25 protein-coding genes are annotated in these 21404 nt (G+C 64.4%); 9 read left to right on the top strand and 16 right to left on the bottom strand.

What is annotated here, in order from left to right:
- Window positions 1-71: 71 nt before the first annotated feature.
- The 3 genes from ATC00_RS26155 to ATC00_RS26145 form a co-directional block, all read right to left on the bottom strand.
- Window positions 72-455, bottom strand: coding sequence for a VOC family protein (locus ATC00_RS26155; RefSeq protein ID WP_064255011.1), 384 nt, complete (start codon window positions 453-455; stop codon window positions 72-74).
- A 27-nt stretch (window positions 456-482) separates the two neighbouring features.
- Window positions 483-842 carry a nuclear transport factor 2 family protein gene (locus tag ATC00_RS26150; RefSeq protein ID WP_037377880.1) on the bottom strand — a complete coding sequence of 120 codons (360 nt, stop codon included), beginning with the start codon at window positions 840-842 and terminating at the stop codon, window positions 483-485.
- Window positions 843-1116: 274 nt separating this feature from the next.
- Window positions 1117-1608 carry a YciE/YciF ferroxidase family protein gene (locus tag ATC00_RS26145; protein WP_037377882.1) on the bottom strand — a complete coding sequence of 164 codons (492 nt, stop codon included), beginning with the start codon at window positions 1606-1608 and terminating at the stop codon, window positions 1117-1119.
- A gap of 220 nt (window positions 1609-1828) precedes the next feature.
- Between ATC00_RS26145 and ATC00_RS26140 the strand changes: the two genes are divergently transcribed.
- Both ATC00_RS26140 and ATC00_RS26135 read left to right on the top strand, forming a co-directional pair.
- Window positions 1829-2599, top strand: coding sequence for an SDR family oxidoreductase (locus ATC00_RS26140; protein WP_064255114.1), 771 nt, complete (start codon window positions 1829-1831; stop codon window positions 2597-2599).
- Window positions 2600-2622: 23 nt separating this feature from the next.
- Window positions 2623-3243: a hypothetical protein gene (locus ATC00_RS26135; RefSeq protein ID WP_064255010.1), complete on the top strand. Its 621-nt coding sequence runs from the start codon at window positions 2623-2625 to the stop codon at window positions 3241-3243.
- A gap of 175 nt (window positions 3244-3418) precedes the next feature.
- Here ATC00_RS26135 and ATC00_RS26130 read toward each other — a convergent pair whose 3' ends face one another.
- On the bottom strand, window positions 3419-4369 hold the full coding sequence (locus ATC00_RS26130; protein WP_037377886.1) for an aldo/keto reductase: 951 nt from the start codon (window positions 4367-4369) through the stop codon (window positions 3419-3421).
- A gap of 309 nt (window positions 4370-4678) precedes the next feature.
- Here ATC00_RS26130 and ATC00_RS26125 point away from each other — a divergent pair, with 309 nt between their 5' ends.
- Window positions 4679-5665, top strand: coding sequence for a Gfo/Idh/MocA family protein (locus ATC00_RS26125; RefSeq protein WP_037377889.1), 987 nt, complete (start codon window positions 4679-4681; stop codon window positions 5663-5665).
- Between the two features lie 52 nt (window positions 5666-5717).
- Here ATC00_RS26125 and ATC00_RS26120 read toward each other — a convergent pair whose 3' ends face one another.
- The gene (locus tag ATC00_RS26120) at window positions 5718-6128 is read right to left on the bottom strand and encodes a hypothetical protein (protein WP_037377892.1); all 411 of its coding nucleotides are present in this window, start codon (window positions 6126-6128) and stop codon (window positions 5718-5720) included.
- A 127-nt stretch (window positions 6129-6255) separates the two neighbouring features.
- Here ATC00_RS26120 and ATC00_RS26115 point away from each other — a divergent pair, with 127 nt between their 5' ends.
- From ATC00_RS26115 to ATC00_RS26105, 3 genes are read left to right on the top strand one after another with little or no spacing between them, the layout of a single operon-like run.
- The gene (locus ATC00_RS26115; protein WP_037377894.1) at window positions 6256-7050 is read left to right on the top strand and encodes a helix-turn-helix domain-containing protein; all 795 of its coding nucleotides are present in this window, start codon (window positions 6256-6258) and stop codon (window positions 7048-7050) included.
- A 52-nt stretch (window positions 7051-7102) separates the two neighbouring features.
- Window positions 7103-8680: an exodeoxyribonuclease VII large subunit gene (gene xseA, locus ATC00_RS26110; RefSeq protein ID WP_064255009.1), complete on the top strand. Its 1578-nt coding sequence runs from the start codon at window positions 7103-7105 to the stop codon at window positions 8678-8680.
- A gap of 10 nt (window positions 8681-8690) precedes the next feature.
- On the top strand, window positions 8691-9281 hold the full coding sequence (locus ATC00_RS26105; protein ID WP_064255008.1) for an NAD(P)H-dependent oxidoreductase: 591 nt from the start codon (window positions 8691-8693) through the stop codon (window positions 9279-9281).
- Between the two features lie 5 nt (window positions 9282-9286).
- On the opposite strand, the gene ATC00_RS26100 is transcribed toward ATC00_RS26105, so the two are convergent.
- Complete coding sequence (locus tag ATC00_RS26100; RefSeq protein ID WP_064255113.1) at window positions 9287-9784, bottom strand: MarR family winged helix-turn-helix transcriptional regulator; 498 nt, start codon at window positions 9782-9784, stop codon at window positions 9287-9289.
- Between the two features lie 128 nt (window positions 9785-9912).
- Between ATC00_RS26100 and ATC00_RS26095 the strand changes: the two genes are divergently transcribed.
- Window positions 9913-10782, top strand: a complete 870-nt coding sequence (locus tag ATC00_RS26095; protein ID WP_064255007.1) for an EamA family transporter — start codon at window positions 9913-9915, stop codon at window positions 10780-10782.
- A 138-nt stretch (window positions 10783-10920) separates the two neighbouring features.
- Here the strand turns inward: ATC00_RS26095 and ATC00_RS26090 are convergent, their stop codons facing one another.
- On the bottom strand, window positions 10921-12177 hold the full coding sequence (locus tag ATC00_RS26090) for an aminopeptidase (RefSeq protein ID WP_064255006.1): 1257 nt from the start codon (window positions 12175-12177) through the stop codon (window positions 10921-10923).
- Between the two features lie 82 nt (window positions 12178-12259).
- A complete protein-coding gene (locus tag ATC00_RS26085; RefSeq protein ID WP_037377909.1) occupies window positions 12260-12946 on the bottom strand; it encodes a glutathione S-transferase family protein in 687 nt (228 codons plus the stop codon).
- Window positions 12947-13030: 84 nt separating this feature from the next.
- On the opposite strand from ATC00_RS26085, the gene ATC00_RS26080 reads away from it, so the two are divergent.
- A complete protein-coding gene (locus ATC00_RS26080) occupies window positions 13031-13471 on the top strand; it encodes a MarR family winged helix-turn-helix transcriptional regulator (RefSeq protein WP_037377912.1) in 441 nt (146 codons plus the stop codon).
- 5 nt (window positions 13472-13476) lie between these two features.
- Here ATC00_RS26080 and ybaK read toward each other — a convergent pair whose 3' ends face one another.
- From ybaK to tatA, 4 genes are all read right to left on the bottom strand, one after another.
- Entirely contained in the window at window positions 13477-13950 is a 474-nt protein-coding gene (gene ybaK / locus ATC00_RS26075) for a Cys-tRNA(Pro) deacylase (RefSeq protein ID WP_064255005.1), read from the bottom strand.
- A 5-nt stretch (window positions 13951-13955) separates the two neighbouring features.
- Window positions 13956-14306: an ArsC family reductase gene (locus ATC00_RS26070; RefSeq protein ID WP_037377917.1), complete on the bottom strand. Its 351-nt coding sequence runs from the start codon at window positions 14304-14306 to the stop codon at window positions 13956-13958.
- 78 nt (window positions 14307-14384) lie between these two features.
- Entirely contained in the window at window positions 14385-15014 is a 630-nt protein-coding gene (locus ATC00_RS26065) for a YitT family protein (RefSeq protein WP_037377918.1), read from the bottom strand.
- 13 nt (window positions 15015-15027) lie between these two features.
- Complete coding sequence (gene tatA, locus ATC00_RS26060; RefSeq protein ID WP_064255004.1) at window positions 15028-16197, bottom strand: tyrosine aminotransferase; 1170 nt, start codon at window positions 16195-16197, stop codon at window positions 15028-15030.
- Between the two features lie 193 nt (window positions 16198-16390).
- Between tatA and ATC00_RS26055 the strand changes: the two genes are divergently transcribed.
- Window positions 16391-16861 (top strand): Lrp/AsnC family transcriptional regulator, encoded by a 471-nt coding sequence (locus tag ATC00_RS26055; RefSeq protein ID WP_037377922.1) that lies wholly within the window; start codon window positions 16391-16393, stop codon window positions 16859-16861.
- Window positions 16862-17109: 248 nt separating this feature from the next.
- Here ATC00_RS26055 and ATC00_RS26050 read toward each other — a convergent pair whose 3' ends face one another.
- The 4 genes from ATC00_RS26050 to ATC00_RS26035 form a co-directional block, all read right to left on the bottom strand.
- Window positions 17110-18171: a M14 family metallopeptidase gene (locus ATC00_RS26050; RefSeq protein WP_064255003.1), complete on the bottom strand. Its 1062-nt coding sequence runs from the start codon at window positions 18169-18171 to the stop codon at window positions 17110-17112.
- 328 nt (window positions 18172-18499) lie between these two features.
- Complete coding sequence (gene guaA / locus ATC00_RS26045; protein WP_037377926.1) at window positions 18500-20062, bottom strand: glutamine-hydrolyzing GMP synthase; 1563 nt, start codon at window positions 20060-20062, stop codon at window positions 18500-18502.
- 106 nt (window positions 20063-20168) lie between these two features.
- Window positions 20169-20807, bottom strand: a complete 639-nt coding sequence (locus tag ATC00_RS26040; protein WP_064255002.1) for a 5'-methylthioadenosine/S-adenosylhomocysteine nucleosidase — start codon at window positions 20805-20807, stop codon at window positions 20169-20171.
- Window positions 20804-21190 (bottom strand): PaaI family thioesterase, encoded by a 387-nt coding sequence (locus tag ATC00_RS26035; protein ID WP_234782428.1) that lies wholly within the window; start codon window positions 21188-21190, stop codon window positions 20804-20806. The genes ATC00_RS26040 and ATC00_RS26035 overlap by 4 nt, the downstream gene beginning before the upstream one ends.
- Window positions 21191-21404 lie beyond the last annotated feature (214 nt).

Here is a 21404-nt window from a genome sequence, read left to right as displayed (position 1 = left end):
CCCACAGTCCCTCTCCCCGCATCGGCGCCCCTTGTGGGGAGGGTGATCTCGCCCCTACCGTTCCGCGAGCATTAACCGATCGGCTGCATCAGCTCGATCCTATTGCCGAAGGGATCGCTGACATAGCGGCGGACGAAACCAGCGAGCGGCTCGTCTTCTACGACGTCAAAGCCGGCCGCCTGCAGCCGCGCGATCAGCACGAAAAGCTCGTCGACCATGAAGGCGGGATGCGCCTTGCGTGCGGGCAGGAAATCCTTCTCGATGCCGATATGAATCCTGAGGCCGGCCTCCTCGAACCAGCAGCCGCCGCGCGCCGCGAGGTTGGGCGGTTTGGCCACCTCGGGAATTGCGAGCAGGCCGGCATAGAAGCGGCGCGCCTCCGCTTCGCCGCCTTCCGGCATGGCGAGTTGCACATGGTGGATGGCGACGACCTTGCCCGATGTCCGTTGCGGCATGATACCTGTTCCGAAGGGATTGCCGGGTTAAGCGTGGCGATGCCAGACTTTGTTGACGATCAGCCAGCGGCCGTCGACCTTCAGCAGCGACAGGTAGTCCGTATAGCGCGAGCCGCCGAATTCATCGATGACCTTCACGCTCGCCGCATCGCCGGTGATATGGATCAGTTCCACCTCCATCACGGGCTGCGTTTCCGGCGGGGCAGAGCCTTCCTTGGAGACGGCGGCGATGAAGGCATCGCGTGTGAGCCATTCGACCGAGTCTTCGTAGTTGCCGACGATCGAGGCGCTCGGGTGAAAGGCTTTGCGCAGCGCCGCCTCATTGGCGAAAGCCATGCCGTCGACATAGAGATGGATGACCGCGCTGATGGCCTGCTCATCGGACATGCCTGATTCCTCCATTCCCGAAGCGGCCAAGACACGACGCATTCTGCGTGAGCGATACTCCCGCCTCCGATGCCGCTCCAGCCATCATCGAGGCGGACATATCATAGTTAGTGTGCCGCAACGGAATTGCGATAGCCCGTCTCCGAGAGACCGTGTGTCAGCGGTTGGGTGGCAGAGGGGAAATGCGGCAAGGGAGCGGGGATTCCCGGCCCTCAAAGCGTTCATTGACTTCATTGCCCGGCGACCGGCTTCTTCGCCGGTCGCCGGACGAAAGTCAGGCGGCCTTCCTGTTCGCTTTCGCCGTCGCAAGCTTCGTCAGATCCTGGTCGGTGACGACTTCTTCCTTCAGCGTTGCGTCGAGAAGCGGGACCGCATCCTTGAGGCCGATGGTCTGTGCCCATGTCTTCAGGGTGCCGTAGCGAGCGATCTCGTAGTGCTCGACGGATTGCGCGGCGGAGATCAGGCCGGCATCAAGTGCCTGCGTGCCCTTGAACTCGTCCATGATTTCCTCGCCCTCTGCAATGATACCTTCGATCGCTTCGCAGGTTTTGCCTGTCGCGCGCTTGCCGATCAACTCAAAGACCTGCTGCAGCCGCTCGACATGGGTTTCCGTCTGTTCGCGGTGCTTTTCGAAGGCTGCCTTGAGCTCCTGTGCTTGCGCGGCACGCGCCATCTTCGGCAGAGCCTTCAGGATCTTGCGCTCGGCATAGTAGATGTCCTTGAGCGCGTCGTAGAACAGATCGTCCATTGTCTTTTCCTTGGGCATTGTCGAATTCCTTCCTTGTCCGGTGGGGAGCTTGGCTGTGACGCCCAATCAACATCAGACAGAGGCATTTGTTCCTTTCTTCGGGGAAAATGCGTGGACGCCCTTGTCTCCCGTCGATCTCCAATGAGCGCGGCCGCTTCCGCTGCGCTGAAATCGGGTGGCCGCGACCGCCGCCAGCTGGAATCTTCCATGCGTCGATAACAATGGTGAGGAAGATGAAATGCTGAGACTTGCAGGAAAGGTGGCGATCGTGACGGGTGCGAGTTCGGGAATAGGCCGTGCGGCAGCCTCTCTCTTTGCGCGGGAAGGCGCAAAGGTGGTGATCGCCGCAAGGCGTGCCGAGGCTCTTGAGCAGCTTGTGGAGGAGATCGCGCAAGAGGGGGGCGAAGCGGCAATGCTTGCCGGCGACCTGCGCGACGAAGGCTTGAACGAGGCGCTCGTCGATCTGGCGCTTTGCCGCTTCGGCGGATTGGACGTCGCCTTCAACAATGCCGGCGCGTTGGGCGCCATGGGCGAGGTCTCCTCGCTCTCCGTCGAGGGATGGCGCGAAACGCTCGACACCAACCTGACCAGCGCCTTTCTCGCCGCCAAGCACCAGGCTCCGGCCATGATTGCGCGTGGCGGCGGCTCGCTTGTCTTCACGTCGAGCTTCGTCGGTCACACGGCAGGCTTCCCGGGGATGGCCGCCTACGCTGCCAGCAAGGCGGGGTTGATCGGCCTAGTGCAGTCCTTGGCGGTCGAGTTCGGAGCGCGCGGCGTGCGGGTCAATGCACTGCTGCCGGGCGGCACCGACACGCCGTCCAATGCCGCGAACCTGCCGGGTGCTCCGCCCGAGACGCGCGGCTTCGTCGAAGGTCTGCATGCGCTGAAGCGCATGGCGCGACCGGCGGAAATCGCCGAGGCCGCGCTTTACCTCGCTTCCGACGGTGCTAGCTTCGTCACCGGCGCCGCATTGCTGGTCGATGGCGGCGTTTCGATCAGCAGGACATGAGGAACAGGCGGAGGGAAGAAAGCATGAGGAAGCCGGGGTCGATGAAGTCGCTGGAGGATCTCGGCCGCGTGCGCCTGTCCAAAAACTTCTTCCTGCGCGACTTCCTGCATTCGGAGATCGCCGATTTCTACCGGATCCCGAACATCCCGGACGATCCGGAGCTTGCCATCGCGGCGGGTCGCAAGCTCTGCGAGGAACTTATCGAGCCTCTGCAGGCGACGTTCGGGCGGCTTCACATCCGCTCCGCCTATCGCAACCGCGCCGTCAACGACTTCGGCAACAGGAACAAGCTCAACTGCTCGACCAATGCGGCGACGGCGGCCGACCATATCTGGGACATGCGCGACGCAGACGGCTGCATGGGGGCGACCGCCTGCATTGTCATTCCCCGGGTCTGGGACCGGGAGCGCGGCGAGGGCGGTTGGCAGAGTCTGGCCTGGTGGATCCACGACCACCTCCCCTATGCTTCGCTCTGCTTCTTCCCGAAGCTTTGGGCCTTCAACATCCAATGGCATGAGCGGCCGCAACGGAGAATCCGCAGCTTTGCCGAGCCGCGCGGCCTCCTGACGAAGCCCGGCATGGCCAACCATGAAGGCAGCCACGGGGATCTTTATCCGGGGTTCCCGGCGCTCGTAAGGGCATAGTAACGAAAGCCCCTCCCCACAGGTGGGAGGGGCTTAACCTGCCGCGCCCACCAAGTGCATATCTCACCGGTCTCTCGAGTTCGGATGGTTAGGTATGTCATCTAACGGAGCGACGTGTGCAAGCCCCTCCCACCTGTGGGGAGGGGTTGGGGAGGGGCCATTCTTGCGTGATGTGCTATCCGCTCACATCGTTCAGCCGCTGGATCGCCTCTTCCGAGAGCTTGAGTTCCGCCGATTTCAGGAGGCTTGCCAGCTGATCGAGATTCGTGCCGCTGGCGATCGGCGCGGTGATGCCGTCGCGGGCGATGATCCAGGCAAGGGCGATCTCCGCCTGTTTCGCGCCGGTCTCCTCGGCGATCTCGTCGAGTACGCCGAGAATGCGCATGCCGCGCCCGTCCAGATATTTTTCGACGCCGCCGCCCCGCGCCGAGCCTTCAAGATCCTGGTGCGAGCGGTACTTGCCGGAAAGAAAGCCCCGGGCGAGGCTGAAATAGGTGATGACGCCGATCTCCTCGGCGATGCAGAGGTCGCGCAGCGGCCCGTCATAGGCGGCGCGGTCGTAGAGATTGTATTCCGGCTGCAGAACGTCATAACGCGGCAGGTTTTTCGCCTTCGCGACGGCGAGGGTGTCGCCGAGTTGCCCCGCATCGAGGTTCGAGGCGCCGATCGCCCGCACCTTGCCCTGGGCGAGGAGCGTGTCATAGGCGGCGAGCGTCTCCTCATAGGGGACCTCCGGATCGGGCCAGTGCGACAAGTAAAGGTCGATATGGTCGGTCTGCAGGCGCTTCAGCGACTCTTCGACCGCCTGCAGGATCCAGCGGCGCGAGAGTCCCTTGCGTTCGGGTCCGAGGTCGGAGCCGACCTTGGTGACGATGACGGCCCGGTCGCGCGGGCGTCCGGACTGCTTCAACCACTTGCCGATGATCGTCTCGGATTCGCCGCCCCGGTTTCCGGGTACCCAGGAGGAATAGACGTCCGCCGTATCGACGGCATTGAAGCCTCCATCGAAAAAGGCATCTAGGAGGGCGAAGGAGGTTTTCTCGTCCGCCGTCCAGCCGAAAACGTTGCCGCCGAAGACGAGGGGGGCAATGGAAAGACCCGTACGGCCAAGTCTGCGCATTTCCATGGTTTCGCTCCGTGTGGTTGGATTAAAACGAGCTGCGATCGGGAGGATTGCCGGGAAACATAGGCCAGCTTCCGGCCCAATGACACCTGCAGTCACCGATTTTCCGGTCCGCGCCCCGCTTGCTAGGCACGTACCTCGGCGATAGTGTCGGTTCGCCTGATCGCGCGATTTGGAATCGCACCGCGATCGGTCCTCACTAAAGGTGCGAGCCGTTTTCCGCCCGCGTCCCGCTCTGACCTACAGCAATCGATCAGGATGCGGGCTCGTCAAGAGCCTCACTCACGTTCCGCTCGAAAAGGAGACTGCCCCATGTTGCGCTTCGGAATTCTGTCGACGGCCAGGATCGGCCGCGAACTCGTGGTGCCCGCCATTCAGGATGCCGAGAATTGCGTGGTCACGGCAATCGCCAGCCGCGACCAGGCGAAGGCACGGGCGATGGCCGACCGCTTCTCGGTGCCGCATGCCTTCGGTTCCTATGAGGAGATGCTTGCCTCCGACGTGATCGACGCCGTCTATATTCCGCTCCCGACTTCGCAGCACGTCGAGTGGGCGATCAAGGCGGCCGATGCCGGCAAGCACGTGCTTTGCGAAAAGCCGCTGGCGCTCAAGGCCGAGGAGATCGAGGCGGTGATCGCGGCGCGCGACCGCAACAGGGTGCTGGTTTCTGAGGCCTATATGGTCACCTACAGCCCCGTCTGGCGGAAGGTGCGCTCGCTCATTGCCGACGGAGCGATCGGCAAGCTCCGGCACGTCCAGGGTGCCTTCACCTATTACAATCGCGACCCCGGCAACATGCGCAACGTTCCGGCGCTCGGCGGCGGCGGCCTGCCTGACATCGGCGTCTACCCGGCGATCACCACCCGCTTCACCACCGGCAAGGAGCCGCTGCGTGTCCAGGCCAATACCGACCGGGATCCGGAATTCGGCACCGACATCTATTCGAGCGTGCGCGCCGACTTCGGTGATTTCGAGCTGAGCTTCTACATCTCCACGCAGCTCGCCGCCCGTCAGGTCATGGTCTTCCACGGCGACCAGGGCTACATAGAGGTGAAATCGCCGTTCAATGCGGATCGCTACGGCCGTGAGGAAGTGGAACTCACCAACCAGAACCACGCCCAGTCGCAGCTTTTCCGCTTCCAGGATGCGCGCCAGTACAAGCTCGAGGCGGAAGCCTTCGCGCGTGCGGCGAAGGGTGAGGCGGAAGAGGTGGTGACGCTGGAGAGTTCGCGCCTCAATCAGAAGTTCATCGACGCGATCTATCGCGCCAGCGAGAAGGCCGGCTGGGAGGCAGTCTGAGGCCGATTCAAAGACGGCCCGCCAAAACGGCTGGCCGTCGCATTTCTCTGACCTAAGCGGCCTGCCGCATGCCCGCCTGGAAGGCACCCCTCAGCTTCAGGAAAAGAAAGTCGGCGACGCCGATCATCGCCACGATGATCAGCCCGATGCCGGTCGCCGTCAGCGACGCGTAGGCAAGGGCGAGGATGACGAGGCTGGCGATCTCCCAGAGAATGTCGCCAGCGATGCTGATTCGGGCCGCCAGAGCAGTCGGGCCGCCGTTTCGCGCCGAGATCACGTGAAAGGCGCCCCAGAGCAGCAGACCCATGCCCAGCGCGACGATGGCTGTTGGCGAAAGGGCGGGGCCGACCAGCGCCGCCAGCGGCCCGGCGTCGGCGATCAGGATCGTGCCGACGACGAGCGAGAAGATGCCGTCGGCGATGAACGTCTTGTTGAGAAGCGAGCGGTGGGAAAGGGCGAGCATGTCGGTCTCCTTCGGTTGTCGATGGAGCGATGCTGGCCCGTTGCGAGCACCAAACCAATTACCTCGGAGGTAATGGATTTCACGCCGCGTTCGGGCCACTCTTGCCGCGCAACGAAGGAAGACATTCATGGCATTCGGCAGTCACCTGAAGGAATGGCGCGGCCATCGCCGCATGAGTCAGCTTGACCTGGCGACCGCGGCGGGCATTTCCACCCGGCACCTTTCTTTTCTCGAAACCGGGCGTTCGCGGCCGACCGAGGGGATGATCCTGCGGCTCGCCTCGGTGCTCGATATCCCGGCGCGCGACCAGGGCTCGCTCTTTTCCGCGGCCGGCTATCGGCCGCGCATGGCGACGCGCCCGGCCGCCGGCCTCGACGCCATGCCGGCCGCCATCGCCGACGCGATCCGTTTGATGCTGGACCGGCACGACCCGTATCCGGGCCTTGTCCTCGATCACCAGTACAGCGTGCTCTTGGCCAATCCGGCCTTTGCAGCGCTTGCCGAGGCGGCCGACGTGCCGTTCAGGCCGGGCGAGAATTTCCTCGATGCTTTCCTGGGAGCCGAGAGCGTCCGTAGCCTCGTCGTGAATTGGGAGGCTGCAGCCGCCGATCTTGTCCAGCGGGTTCGGACGGAGGCCTGGCTGCAGGGGCCGCGCAGTCCGCTGCAGCGCCGGCTCGACCGGCTCACTGCCGATCCGGCGGTCATCAAGGCGCTCGACAGCTATCCTGTTACGGATCGTTTGCCGGTGCTGCCGATCGAACTGCGTGTCGGTGATACGCAACTCCGCTTCATCACGACGCTGTCGACCTTCGGTTCGACCCAGGATGCACTGGTGGAGGGCGTGCTGATCGAATCCTTCTTTCCAGCGGACGAGGCGACGCGACGCTTTTTCGAGAAGGCCACCTCGCCGGAAAAACAGTAAAAAGGCGCCACGGAGTGCTGATCTTCGGCGCCCGGTCGGCTACAAAGGGCTCATGACGTCGTTCTTCGAATCCGATTCTTCATCCAACGTCGCCGAATATTCGGTGTCGGAACTGTCCGGCTCGATCAAGCGCACGCTCGAGCAGGCCTTCGAGCATGTGCGGGTGCGCGGCGAGATTTCCGGCTATCGCGGGCCGCATTCCTCCGGCCACGCCTATTTCGCGCTGAAGGACGATCGCGCCCGAATGGAGGCGGTGATCTGGAAGGGCACCTTCGCGCGGCTGAAATTCCGGCCGGAGGAGGGGATGGAAGTGATCGCGACCGGCCGGGTCACGACCTTTCCCGGCTCGTCGAAATACCAGATTGTAATCGACTCGCTCGAACCCGCCGGTGCCGGCGCGCTGATGGCGATGATCGAGGAGCGCAAGCGCAAGCTCGCGGCAGAGGGCCTGTTCGATGCCGCACGGAAGCGGCAGCTGCCCTTCATGCCGAAGGTGATCGGCGTCGTCACCTCGCCGACAGGCGCCGTCATCCGCGACATCCTGCACCGGATTGCCGATCGCTTTCCCGTCCATGTCGTCGTCTGGCCGGTGCGCGTCCAGGGTGATGGGGCGTGCGACGAGATCGAGGCGGCGATCCGCGGCTTCAACGCGCTCGAGATCGGCGGCGCCATTCCGCGACCGGAGGTGCTGATCGTCGCGCGCGGTGGCGGCAGCCTCGAGGATCTCTGGTGCTTCAACGACGAGGCGGTGGTGCGCGCGGCGGCGGCCTCCGCCATTCCGCTGATCTCGGCCGTCGGTCACGAAACCGACTGGACGCTGATCGACTACGCCTCCGACCAGCGGGCGCCGACGCCGACCGGCGCGGCCGAGATGGCGGTTCCGGTGAAGGCCGATATCGAGGCGCAGATCGCCAATCTTTCGGCCCGGCTGCAGGCGGCCGCCACACGGCAGATGGATCACCGCCGCCACGCGCTACGAGCGCTCGCCCGGGCGCTGCCGTCGCTCGATCAGTTGCTGGCCCTGCCAAGGAGACGCTTCGACGAGGCGGCCGCCGGTCTCGGCCGCGGCCTGCAGATGAACACCGCCAACAAGCGCCGCAGCTTTGAGCGCATCGCGGCCCATCTGCGCCCGGAGCTGCTGACGACGAAGATCCGCGAGCAACGCCGGCATCTTCTTGAGGCAATGAACAAAGCCGAGCGCTGCGTGGAGCGCCAGCTCGACCGCCGGCAGGCGCGGGTTTCCGCCGCCGATGCGTCGCTTCGGGCGCTGCCGTCGCGTCTCGTCAGCCAGATCCACCGCGCCTCGGATCGTGTCTCGGGCTTGAGCGCGCGCGCCGATGGCGCCATGGCCGCGGATATGCGCCGGCTGAAGGGCGCGCTCGCGGCGCAGGACCGGGTGCTGCAATCGCTGTCCTATCGCAACGTCCTGCAGCGCGGCTTTGCCCTGGTGCGTGATGCAGCGGGCGAACCGGTGAAGCAGGCGGCGGCGGTGACGGAGGGCATGGCGCTGTCGCTCGAATTCGCGGACGGCCGAGTTGCGGCGGTTGCGGGCGAGGGCGGCTCGCCCGCGGCGCCGAAGAAACGAACGGCCCGAACGGCCGTGCCGACAAAGCAGGGCAGCCTGTTCTAAGAGGGTGGCGATGCGGATTCTGCTGGTGCTCGCCCATCCGCTTGAGGACAGCTTCGCGGCGAGCGTCGCAAAGGCTGCCAAGGAAACCTTGGAGGGGCGGGGTCACAGCGTCGATCTGCTCGATCTCTATCGCGAAGGTTTCGAATCGCGAATGACCGGTGCCGAGCGCGCCAGCTATTTTGCCGAGCGATATGATGCCGCCGAAGTTGCCGGCTGGATCGAGCGGCTTCAGGCGGCCGACGGGCTCATGCTCGTCGTCCCGCAATGGTGGTTCAATTTTCCGGCGATCCTGAAAGGCTTCTTCGACCGGGTCTTCGCTCCGGGTGTCGCGTTCGAGCACGATCCGGCGGGCGGACGCATCATCCCGCGGCTCACTAACATAAAGCTGTTCTGGGCGCTTACGACGACCGGCTCGCCCTGGTGGGTCGTGCATCTCTATATGGGCAACCCGGTTCGCCGCCTGCTGAAGCGCGGCATCGCCGCCTTCTGCAGCAAGGATCTCCGGTTCCGCATGGTCAGCCTTCACGACATGGACCGGGCAACGGAGGCGAAGCGCAAGCGCCATATCAAGCGCGTGCGCGCCTTGCTGAGCCGCATCTGATCAGCTCATTCGAATGTCGCGAGAAATTTCCTGAGCAGCGTGTCGAGCGCCTCCCGTTCCTCGGGCTCGAGCCCCGCGATCAGGCGCTGCTGGTTGGCGACATGTGCGGCCGCTGCGGCATCGATGCGCTGCAAGCCCTCCGGCGTCAATGCGATGATCACGCCGCGGCGGTCTTCGGGATTGTCCAGCCGCTCGACGAGGCCCGCTCTTTCGAGTTGGTCGATGCGGTTGGTCATGGTGCCGGAGGTCACCATTGTTGCCGCAAGCAGTTCGCCCGGCGAAAGTTGAAAGGGCGGGCCGGAGCGGCGGAGCGTCGCCAGCACGTCGAAACTTGCCGACGAGAGATCGTACTGGGTGAAGACCGTTTCCTGCTCGCGGGCGACATGAGCCCTCAGCCGCGCCAATCGGCCGAGCGGACCCATGGCGGAAACGTCCAGCTCCGGCCGTTCCCGCCGCCACTGTGCCAGGATCCTATCCACGTGGTCCTTGTCGCTATGTTTCATGGCCATCCATACGGCATGGCAGCGGAGCCTCTCCGCGCCTTCAGCATGGCACTACTAAGTGTGTATCTTGACGTCAAGATAAATTGCGCTACATTTATCTTGATATCAAGTTACTTGAGATAAAGATAATGAAGCAGAACCTCGACCTTGCCTTTACCGCCATAGCCCCGGCGATTTGGGGAAGTACCTATCTGGTCACCACCGAATTCCTCCCGGCCGGCTACCCGCTGACGGTGGCCATGCTGAGAGCCCTGCCTGCCGGCCTGCTGTTGCTGTTCGTCGTCCGGCAAATGCCGAAGGGCATCTGGTGGCCGCGCAGCTTTCTGCTCGGCGCACTCAATTTCTCCTTCTTCTGGGCGATGCTGTTCGTCTCGGCCTACCGCCTTCCGGGCGGCGTCGCCGCGACCGTCGGCGCCATCCAGCCGCTGATCGTCGTGATGCTGTCGCGTGTCGTTCTTGGTTCGCCGATCAAGGCGCTGAGCGTCATCGCCGGCATGGCCGGCATAGGCGGGGTGGCGCTACTGGTGCTGACGCCCGGCGCCGCGCTCGATCCGCTGGGCGTCGCGGCCGGTCTCGCCGGCGCGGTCTCCATGGCCTTCGGGACGGTGCTGAGCCGCCATTGGGCGCCACCGGTCGCGCCGCTGACCTTCACCGCCTGGCAATTGGCGGCCGGCGGGCTTCTCCTCGTGCCGGTGGCATTGTTCTTCGAGCCCTCTCTGCCACCGCTCACCGTATCCAATCTGCTGGGATTCGCCTATCTCGGCCTGATCGGCGCCGCCTTCACCTATCTCCTGTGGTTCCGCGGATTGTCACGGCTCGAGCCGTCCCAGGTCTCCCCGCTCGGCTTCCTGAGCCCGGTCGTGGCGATCCTGCTCGGCTGGGGTGTGCTCGGACAAGAGTTGACTGTCGTACAGTCGCTCGGCATTGTCGTCGTCTTTGCGAGCGTCTGGCTGAGTCAGCAGGCGCAGATGGCGCGGCGGCCGAAATTCGTGAGTTGAGGCGGAATGCGCCTCACCCTAGCCCTCTCCCCGCCGGCGGGGAGAGGGGACTGGAACGGTACCGCGAGTCGCCTTCGCCCCGCCTGCGGGGAGAAGGTGGCCGGCAGGCCGGAAGAGGGGCGGAAATGCCGGCGGAAGCTAGACCCACTCGCCCTGGCGCATTACTGGCACGCGGGCGCCATCGGCGCGCACCCCGTCGATGTCGACTTCGCAGGAGCCGATCATCCAGTCGATATGGATCAGGCTCGCATTGCCGCCCTGGGCGCGGATCTGTTCCTCGCTGAGGTTGGCGCCGTCGAGGAAGCACTTCGAATAGCATTGGCCGAGCGCGATGTGGCAGGAGGCGTTCTCGTCGAAGAGCGTGTTGTAGAAAAGGATGCCGGAGGCCGAGATCGGCGAGGAATGCGGCACCAGCGCCACTTCGCCGAGCCGGCGGGCGCCGTCATCTGTGTCGAGCACCTTCTTCAGCACTTCCTCGCCGCGCGACGCCTTTGCCTCGACGATGCGGCCGCCCTCGAAGCGCACCTGGATATTGTCGATCAGCGTGCCCTGGTGCGAGAGCGGCTTGGTGCTCGACACATGCCCCTCGACGCGCAGCGCGTGCGGCGTCGTGAACACCTCCTCGGTCGGAATGTTCGGGTTGCAGGTGATGCCGTTCTTCGCGGTCGAAGCGCCGCCGTGCCATTCGTGGCCGTCCGCAAGCCCGACCGTCAGGTCGGTATCGGGACCTGTGAAATGCAGCGCCGCGAAGCGCTCCTCGTTCAGCCAGGCCGAGCGCCGGCGGAGATTGGCATTGTGGTCCGCCCAGGCGGCGATCGGGTCGTCGGCGTCGACGCGGGAGGCGGCGAAGATGGCGTTTGCCAGTTTCTCGACGGCGATCGCTTCGGGATCGTCCGGAAACATCTGCTTCGCCCAGGACAGGTTCGGATAGGAGACGATGTTCCAGTTGATGTCGAAATTGGAGATCTTTTCGAGCGCCGGTTTGTAGGCGATCGAATTGGCTCGGTTGGCGCGGGCGACTTTTTGCGGGTCTTCGGACGCGAGCAGCATCGGGTTGTCGCCGGCGATCGCAAGACGGGCCGCGCCGCCAGCGAAGGCCTTTGCCATGCCCTCATAGAGCCAGGTGCTGGCCCGGTCGAAGCTCTCGTCCGGCGCATGGGCGTAGCGGGCGAGCGTCGCCTCCTCGTCGGCATAGAAGGTCGTCACCAGCCCGGCGCCGGCCTTGTAGGCATGCTTGGTGATGAGCCGCACGAGCGGCAGCGCGGCGATCGGTGCTGTCATCACCAGGTCCTGGCCGCGCTGCAATTGCAGGCCGACCTTGATGGCGACCTCGGCGAGCTTTTCGAGCTTGGCGGGGTCGACGGGATTTCTGGCCGACTGGAGGGGGGCGTTCATGGCAGCTCCTTCTCGGATGTTATGCGGGTGCGCCCGTTTTAGACCGCTTCCCGCAAAAACAGAAGGCTCTGTATTCCACCAATCAGGCGGCGATCTGTGCCGTTTTCAGCAATGCCGCGTCATGTTTCTCGAGGAACGCCAACAGTCGCTCGGCGTAGTCGACGGTGACTGCCGCCTTGACACTCGGCCGCTCGGTCAGTGCCTTGCGCCAGGCGCCGACGCGCTGCAGACCATCGAAGATGCGGTGCTCCGCGATCGTGTCGAACAGGTCGAAATAGCGGAAAATCGGCGCGAAGACCACATCGACAAGGCTGAAATCGGCGCCGGCGAAATAGGGGCCCTCGCCGAGCTCTGCCTCGACCGTCGCGAATTTCGTCCTGAGCACGTTGCGCTTGGCTTCGAGCGTCTCGCCGTCCTGCGTGGTCTCATAGACCCAGAGATCGGAAAGGACGGAGGAGCCGAATTCCATCCAGCCGCGGTGCCGTGCCCTTACCAGAGGATCTGTCGGATGGAGTTTCGTGCCCGGCTGAGTGTCTTCGAGATATTCGCAGATTACCGTGCTTTCGAAGAGGATCGCCTCGCCCTTGTCCTGCGCGATGCGCAGCAGCGGCACTTTGCCGAGCGGCGAGATCTTGAGGAACCAGTCCGGCTTGTTGGCGAGGTCGATATAGACGCGCTCGAAGGGAATGCCCTTTTCAGTCAGCACGATGGCGGCCCGCTGCACATAGGGGCAGAGATGATGGCTGATCAGGGTCAGTGACGCGGTCATGGGAGCCTCCGCTCGCGAGAGAATTATATGCAATTGCATATATCTCCGCTTGCGAACCGTGTCAAGATAGATGTAATTGCATGTATGAGAGAGAAAGCTGCGCCGACATCAGCGACCACCGACGCATGGATAGGGCTCATGCGGGCGCAGCAGCGCGTTCTTGCGGCCATCGAAAAGGAGTTTAAGGCGGCAGGGCTCCCCCCGCTTTCCTGGTACGACGTGCTCTGGGAACTCGTGAAGGTCGAAGCAGGCAGGCTACGCCCGTTCGAGATCGAGGCCCGGACGCTGCTTGCCCAATACAATCTGTCCCGTCTGATCGATCGGCTGGAAAAGGAAGGATTGGTGCGCCGCGAATCCTATGACGAGGATGCGCGCGGTTGCTGGGTCACCGTCACTGAAGCGGGGAGGGCGATGCGGGCTCGCATGTGGGATATCTATTCGCAGTCGATCGAGACGCATGTCGGCACGAAGCTCAGTGAGCCAGAGGCCAAGGCGCTCGCGGCGCTGCTTGCAAAACTGTCATGACCTCGTCAGGAAATCAGGGGCGCGCCGATCGCTTTCAGCACCGCCTGCGCGTCCTTAGGCGCAAGCCGCAGCTGCAGCCCGCGCTGGCCGCCATTGATGAACACCAGCGCTTCGCCAAGTGCGGCTTGCTCGATCGCGGTCGGCACGAGCTTCTTCTGGCCGAAGGGGCTGATGCCGCCGACGTGATAGCCGGTCAGCCGCTCGGCGTCGGCCGGCTTCATCATGTTCGCCGACTTGCCGCCGAAGGCGGCGGCGAGCTTCTTCATGCTCACTTCCCGGTCAGAGGGCACGATGCAGCAGACCGGCTTGCCGTCCACCTCCGCCATCAGCGTCTTCAACACGCGCGACGGATCTTCGCCGAGCGCGTCGGCCGCCTGCAGGCCGACGCGCTCGGCGCCCGGATCGTACTCGTAGCTGTGCACCGTGAAGGAGATGCCGGCCCTTGCGAGCGTCTGCGTTGCGCGGGTCGTCCTAGACATCGCTCTTAAGCGCCGAATTCGGCTTCGTAGAGTTCGGGCTTGAAGCCGACGAGCAGCTTGCTATCGGCTTCGAGCACGGGGCGCTTGATCATCGACGGCTGCTTGAGCATCAGCGCGATCGCCTTTTCGGCGGTCAGCTCCTGCTTCTCCGCCTCCCGCAAATTGCGGAAGGTCATGCCCTGGCGATTGAGGACCGCCTCCCAGCCGAGCTCCGCGCACCACCGCTCGAGGTGAGCGCGATCGATGCCCTCGGCCTTGTAGTCGTGGAACCGGTAGGCCGTGCCGCTGCCGTCGAGCCAGCCGCGCGCCTTCTTCATCGTGTCGCAGTTCTTGATGCCGTAAATGGTGACCGCCATTGCCTATTCTCTTCCGTCCAGATTCGGGATCACACATAGGCGCGCGCGGCGGCGGAGAAAAGTCCGGAACCGGCGATCTCAGGTCACGCCGACATAGCGCCCGGGCCTATGGTTGATTGCCAGCATCATGTTGACGACGGTTGCACCGAGGACCGACAGCATCAGGTTGGCGGGCGGCAGTACGAAATAGGCGGCGGCCAGGATCGCGAGGTCGACGGCAAGCTGGAAATAGCCGGCGCGGATGCCGCTCTTTTCCTGCAGGTAGATCGCCAGGATGTTGATGCCGCCGAGGCCCGTGCGGTGGCGGAAGAGCACCAGCAGTCCCATCCCCATCAGCCCGCCACCGACGACCGCCGCATAGACCGGGTCGAGCCGAGCGAACTCGACCCATTGCGTCGTCAGCCGCGAGAAGAGCGAGACGAGGCTGACCGCCAGGAAAGTCCGCAGCGTGAAGAGCCAGCCAAGGCGCTTCACCGCCAAGATGTAGAAGGGCAGGTTGACGAGCGAGAACATCAGCCAGAAGCTGGTGCCGGTCGCATATTGCAGGAGCAGCGCCAACCCGGCGGTGCTGCCGGTCAAGAGCACCGCCTTGCTGTAGATCACCACCCCCAGGGAGACGATGAGCGTGCCGGTCAGGATGGCGAGCACGTCCTCGTAGTGTTTGTGGCGTTCGACCGTGGTGTCGACCGCTTCGCTGTCGGCTGTCATTCCGGCGATCCGATCAGAGGCTGGTGAATTTCTGGATGACACCGGCGACCTCCGCCGTCTTCAGTCCGGCAATGTTGATGCGCCCCGAACCCGGCATGTAGATGCCGTGATCGGTCCGGAGCCGCATCACCTCCGCTTCGGCGAGCGGCAGCATCGAGAACATCCCTTCCTGGCCGGCGATCGCGCCCAAGCTCTGCCAGCGGCCCCTGAGGCCCTCGGCGAGCATTTTGCGGATGCCGGTCATGCGCAGCCGCATGCCTTCCAATTCCTCAGCCCAGTCGCGGGCAAGTTCGGGATCGGCCAGAATCGTGCGGACGACTGCCGCGCCATGGTCCGGCGGCATCGAATAGCTGGTGCGGGCAAGGCCGGCGAGATTGGAACGCACCGTATCGGCGGAGGAGGACGAGGTGGTGACGCCGAAGATCGCGCCGGTGCGCTCGCGGTAGAGCCCAAAGGATTTCGAGCAGGAAACCGCGACGAGCGCTTCCGGAACGACGGTCAAGAGGTGCCTAAGCCCGGCGACGTCCTGCTCGAGGCCGCGGCCAAAACCCTGATAGGCGAGGTCGACGAGCGGCAGCAGGCCGCGCTCGGCAACGAGCGCGGCGATCTCCATCCACTGGGGTTCGGACAGCACCCCGCCGGTCGGGTTGTGGCAGCTCGCATGCAGGAGCACGGCGTCTCCGGCGGCAGCACCTTCGAGCGCGCTGACGAGATTGTCGAAGCTCACCAACTGCGACGGAATGTCGAAGAAATCGTAGGTGGCGATTTCCAGCCCCGCTGCCTTGAAGATCGGCGCGTGGTTTGGCCAGCTCGGCAGGCCGAGCCAGATCTTCCGGCCGCCCATGCGATGGATCAGGTCGGCCGCAAGCCGCAATGCGCCGGAGCCGCCGGGCGTCTGCACGCCCGCCACATGGCTGCGCTCGACCGTCTCGCCGCCGACGAGGGCCCACAGGTGGTCGAGGAACACGAGGTCTCCCTCGGGGCCCACATAGGCCTTCGTCTCCTGCGTCTCAAGCAGCCGCCTTTCCGCCGCCTTGACGGCGCGGAAGATCGGCGTGCGGCCGGTTTCGTCGCGATAGACGCCGACGCCGAGATCCACCTTGCCGGGGCGTTCATCCTTACTGAACAGGCCGATCAGGGCCAGCAACGGATCGTCGGGTTGGCGGGTGAGGGCGTCGAACATGCTGGAAAATCCTTGAAGCGGTGACCGGTCGATAGTCGTCTTGAGTTTGTCTAAAGGCAAGCCGTTTGCCGGATTCCTGTTTAAGATAGCCATGGCGCAAAATCGACGATAGATTTGTCTGGTTTTGTAGGTGATGGTGTCTGTTTTTGCGGTATGCTGTACATTTACTGCACGAATTTGCTGGTATCTGGGGATGGAAATCGAACGAACCGAACTGGATGCGACCGACCGGCGGATCATCAGGTTGCTGATCGATGACGCATCGCTCAGCAACAACGAGCTCGCCGCCAAGGTGGGGCTGTCGCCGGCGCCGCTGTCGCGGCGGCTGGCGCGTCTCTACTCGACAGGCGTCATCCGTCAGACGGTCGTCGTCGACCCAAAGGCACTCGGCATCGGCTTCCACGCCTTTGTCGAGGTGACGCTGGAGCGCACCGCCCCCAAGGTCGGACAGCGGTTCATCGAGCTGGTATCGCGCATCCCTGAGGTGGTCGAGTGCCATACGGTCGCCGGCGATTTCGACTTTCTGCTGAAGATCGCGGTGCGCGATGTGGCGGATTACAAGCGCCTGCTCTGGAGCGAGTTCGAGCAGATCGCCGAGATCAAGACGCTGCGCTCGACGATTTTGCTCGACAGCCCGAAGCTGCAGGGTGGTTCGACGCCGTAGCAGCGACCGTTTCGCCCCGGTTGGGAAATTCCAACGTGCGGGTCACGGTAATTGTATCCGCCGCATGCCCCCCCATCCGCCTGCCGGCACCTCCCCGCAAGTGGGGCGAAGGAGACTCGCGGCGACTTTATTCCCGCTTCGGCATGCAGCGAGAGCGACTGAGACGTTGCGGCATGCCCCTTCTCCCCGCCTGCGGGGGAGAAGGTCCCGGCAGGGGGGATGAGGGGCGCTCAAGGGTCACTCAAGGGTCACGCCTCCAGCGTCCCCGGCCTGCGCAATGCCCGCGACGGCTCGGCGCAGGCGATCTTCATCAGGTCCGATCGGCGGCGGGCGAAGCGGGTCGAAACGCGGGTGACGATCAGGCCGTCCTGCGGCGCCCGAACCGCGACCGCTCCATCCGGGATGCCGGGCCTGGCCAGGATCGTCGCGAGCAGGTCTCCGGCCTTGACGCGTTCGCCGGGGTCCCGGTGAAAGAGGATCGCACCGGCTGCCGGCGCGCGGATCATCTCGATATTGTCGAGCGGCGCGACCACGCCGCCAAAGGTCGGGAGAGGATCGTCGTTCGCCGCGACGCCGCCGCGTCCGGCGAGAAAACGATAGAGGCCCTCGGCATCCTTGCGGGCCAGGTCAGGATAGACATCGCGCGTGCCGCGCAGCTCCACGGTCGCCGAAAGCCGGCCGGGCAGCAAAACCTTCTTTTCGCCGCCGCTCTCGTGTTTCCAGGCATAAGCGACGGCCTCCTCGAAGGCGGAGCTTTCGCCGTCGGAGAGGAACACCGCCCGCATGTCGAGTGCGGCGGCAAGGTCCGCGGCCTCCGGCCAGAAGGCCTCGTCGATATAGGCGTATTGCAGCCCTTCGTCGTCGCAATGGAGGTCGAGCACCAGGTCGCAGCCGAGCGCCATATGAAGGAGATGCCGCTTCAGCCGGTCGATGGCCGAATGCCGATCGAGGCCCTCGACGAGGCCGGCGCGCTCGCCGAGTGCGATCAGCCGAAAGTCGCGGTTGAAGTTGGTGCGGGTGCCGAGATCGAAGCGGCCCTGCAGCTCGCCGAAATGCGCCTGCGCCGATCCGATCGGGTTCGCCTGCGGGACGACGGTGATATCGCCGAGGATCGCGCCTTCGCTCTCGGCCTGGCGCAGTCGCTCTAGGAGAAAGTGAAGCAGTGCCGTGCCGGGCAGCTCGTTGGCGTGGAGGGCGGCCTGGATATAGGTCCGCGGTGCCTCAGGTCTAGTCCCGGTAAACCGGAACACCGGCAGCCGCCATTCGAGGCCGGGCGTATCGCCGGCGATGATGATCTCGGAAATTTCCACGTCGTTTCTGCCTCTGCACGAGACGCTTTGCAAATCGATATCGGCCAGTTCGGCGGCGCTAACCGAAGTCGCCGGTTTTGAGCCGGTAAGTCACGTAGATCAGAAACGCGACCATGACGGCGCCGAAAATCACAACCTGGCGGACGATGCGCAAGCGCTTTTCCTGGGGAGACATGGAAACCTCGTAAGTGGGTGATTGCGGCCCGTTCAAAGCATAGGGGCAAAACGTGTCCAGAGACGAGCATTAACGAAAGGCGCGGCTCAGGCGACATCCGTCATGAAACACCCGATGTAGGGGTGATGAGGAATTGTTTCCCGAGCTCAGCGCTCACTCCCACTCGATCGTGCCCGGCGGCTTCGAGGTCACATCGTAGACGACGCGGTTGATGCCGCGCACCTCGTTGATGATGCGGGTCGCCGCGCGGCCCAGGAATTCCATGTCGTAGTGGTAGAAGTCGGCGGTCATGCCGTCGACCGAGGTGACGGCGCGCAGCGCACAGACGAATTCGTAGGTGCGCCCGTCGCCCATGACGCCGACCGTCTGCACCGGCAGCAGCACGGCGAAGGCCTGCCAGATGGCGTCGTAGAGGCCTGCCTTGCGGATCTCGTCGAGATAGATGGCATCCGCCTCGCGCAGGATTTCGAGCTTCTCGCGGCTGATGCCGCCCGGGCAGCGGATGGCAAGACCGGGGCCGGGGAAGGGGTGGCGGCCGATGAAGCTGTCCGGCAGGCCGAGCTCGCGGCCGAGCACGCGCACTTCGTCCTTGAAGAGTTCGCGCAGCGGCTCGACGAGCTGCATGTTCATGCGCTCCGGCAGGCCGCCGACATTGTGATGCGACTTGATCGTCACCGACGGGCCGCCGGTGAAGGAAACGCTTTCGATGACGTCCGGATAAAGCGTGCCCTGGGCGAGGAAATCGGCGCCGCCGAGCTTCTTCGCCTCTTCCTCGAAGACCTCGATGAACAGCCGGCCGATGATCTTGCGCTTGGTCTCCGGATCGCTGACGCCCGTAAGCTCGCCGATGAAGCGATCGGATGCGTCGATGTGGAGCAGGTGGAGATTGTAATGCTCCTGGAACATGGCGACGACGTTCGCCGCCTCGTCCTTGCGCATCAGGCCGTGGTCGACGAGGATGCAGGTGAGCTGGTCGCCGACCGCCTCATGGATGAGGAGCGCCGCAACCGAGGAATCGACGCCGCCCGAGAGCGCGCAGATCACCTTCTTGTCGCCGACCTGCTGGCGGATCGCTTCGACCGCCTTGGCGCGGTAGGCCGACATCGTCCAGTCGCCGCGGATGCCGGCGATCTTGTGGACGAAGTTGGAGATGAGCTTGGCGCCGTCCGGCGTGTGCACCACCTCCGGGTGGAACTGCACGGCGTAATATTTGCGCTTCTCGTCGGCGATGAAGGCGAAGGGGGCATTGGAAGAGGTCGCCACCACCTCGAAGCCCTCGGGCAGTGCTGTCACCCGGTCGCCATGCGACATCCATACCTGGTGGCGCGAGCCGAGCGACCAGACCCCGTCGAAGAGGGCGCAATCCTTCTCGACCTCCAGGAAGGCGCGGCCGAATTCGCGGTGATGGCCGCTTTCCACCTTGCCGCCGAGCTGGGCGCACATGGTCTGCTGGCCGTAGCAGATGCCGAAGACCGGCAGGCCGCTTTCGAAGATCACCGACGGCGCGCGCGGCGAGCCGATCTCGAGGGTCGATGCCGGGCTGCCGGACAGGATCACCGCCTTCGGGCTCAGGCGCCTGAAGCCCTCTTCAGCCGACTGGAACGGCACGATCTCGCAGTAGACGCCGGCCTCGCGCACGCGCCGGGCGATGAGCTGCGTCACCTGGCTGCCGAAATCGACGATGAGGACGGTGTCGGGATGGGCTGTCTGGGTCATGGCGGGCCTTCAGGCAAGCTTGATCATGGCGAGCCTTTAATGAAAGGCCGCCTTTGGCGCAACGATTTCATTGCACCCCGACAATTTAGGACCTCCTGCAGAACCGTCAGAGCCGGATTTGGCCCGTGCCGAGCGCCTTTTCCAGCCGGTCCACCGCATCTGCCAGCTTCTCGTCAATGATGTGCAGATATTCCGTCCAGTCGTCGACATGCTTCAGCTCCGATTTGCCGTCCGATATGCCGCGCAGCCCGATCAGCGGTACCTCGAAGGCTTGGCAAGCGCGCAGGATGGCATAGGTCTCCATCTCGACCATGTCGGCGTCGATCTCGTCATAGGCCTTGCCGGAGACGATACCGGCGCCGGTCGAAAGCCGCGCCTCCTTCACGCCCGGGACCCGATGCGGCAGCTTGACGACGGCCGGCAGGTCGAGAAATGGTGTTGCGCCCTTCTCGAAACCGAGCGGCGAGGCGTCCATGTCGCGATAGCCGACCGAGGTCGCCTGGTAGATTTCGGTCTGTTCGAGCGTCGCGGAACCGGCGGAGCCGAGCGAGACGACAAGATCCGGCAGCCTGCCCGCGGCCTTGAGCTCGCAAAGCGCCCTGGTCAGGCGGACGGCCGCCTCGACCGGGCCGACGCCGGTCATCAGCGGCCTGATCCGCTGCTTGAGGCAGGGGCCGTATTCCGGGTCGACGGCCATCACGTAGAGGATGTTCTTGCCGGCCACCGGCTTCAACTCGAAACTCATCCCTCGATCCCCTCGCGGCCGCGCACCACCATCATCGTTCCGGTCATCGAGGCGATGAGCTTCGCCGGTCCGTCGGATCGGACGGCATAGGCCTTGCCGTCCGAGACGATGATCGTCGTGCCCGGTTTGGTGACCTCGCCGCGAAAGAGGAAGCGCTCGCCGCGACCGGGCGAAAGGAGATTGACCTTGAATTCGATGGTCAGCAGCGATGCATCGGGGTCGATGAGCGAATAGCCCGCATAGGTGCCGGCGGCATCGAGCGCTGCCGAGATCACCCCGGCATGCAGCAGCCCGTGCTGCTGCGTTAGCTTGGGATCGAACGGCAGTTCGATTTCCACCGTGCCCTGCTCGACGCGCGTGAGTTCCGCGCCGATCGTGCGCATGGCGGCCTGGCGGTCGAAGCTTTCGCGGATGCGGGCACGGAAATCGTGCGGTTCGCTGTCGTCCCTCAATTTGAAAAGCCCCTTGCAGTATGGGCCTGCAGACCCCGTCGCGCCGACAGTTGCATGCGTCGCGACCGAGGACAAGCGCAATCATCCGTACGTCACGACCGTGAACCCGGTGCCGACGGGCTTTCGGGACGCACGCCGCATCCAT

Source organism: Sinorhizobium americanum (assembly GCF_001651855.1).
Lineage (GTDB): Bacteria > Pseudomonadota > Alphaproteobacteria > Rhizobiales > Rhizobiaceae > Sinorhizobium > Sinorhizobium americanum.
Note: the sequence above shows the minus strand (reverse complement) of the source record. Positions and strands in the feature narration are given on the sequence as shown.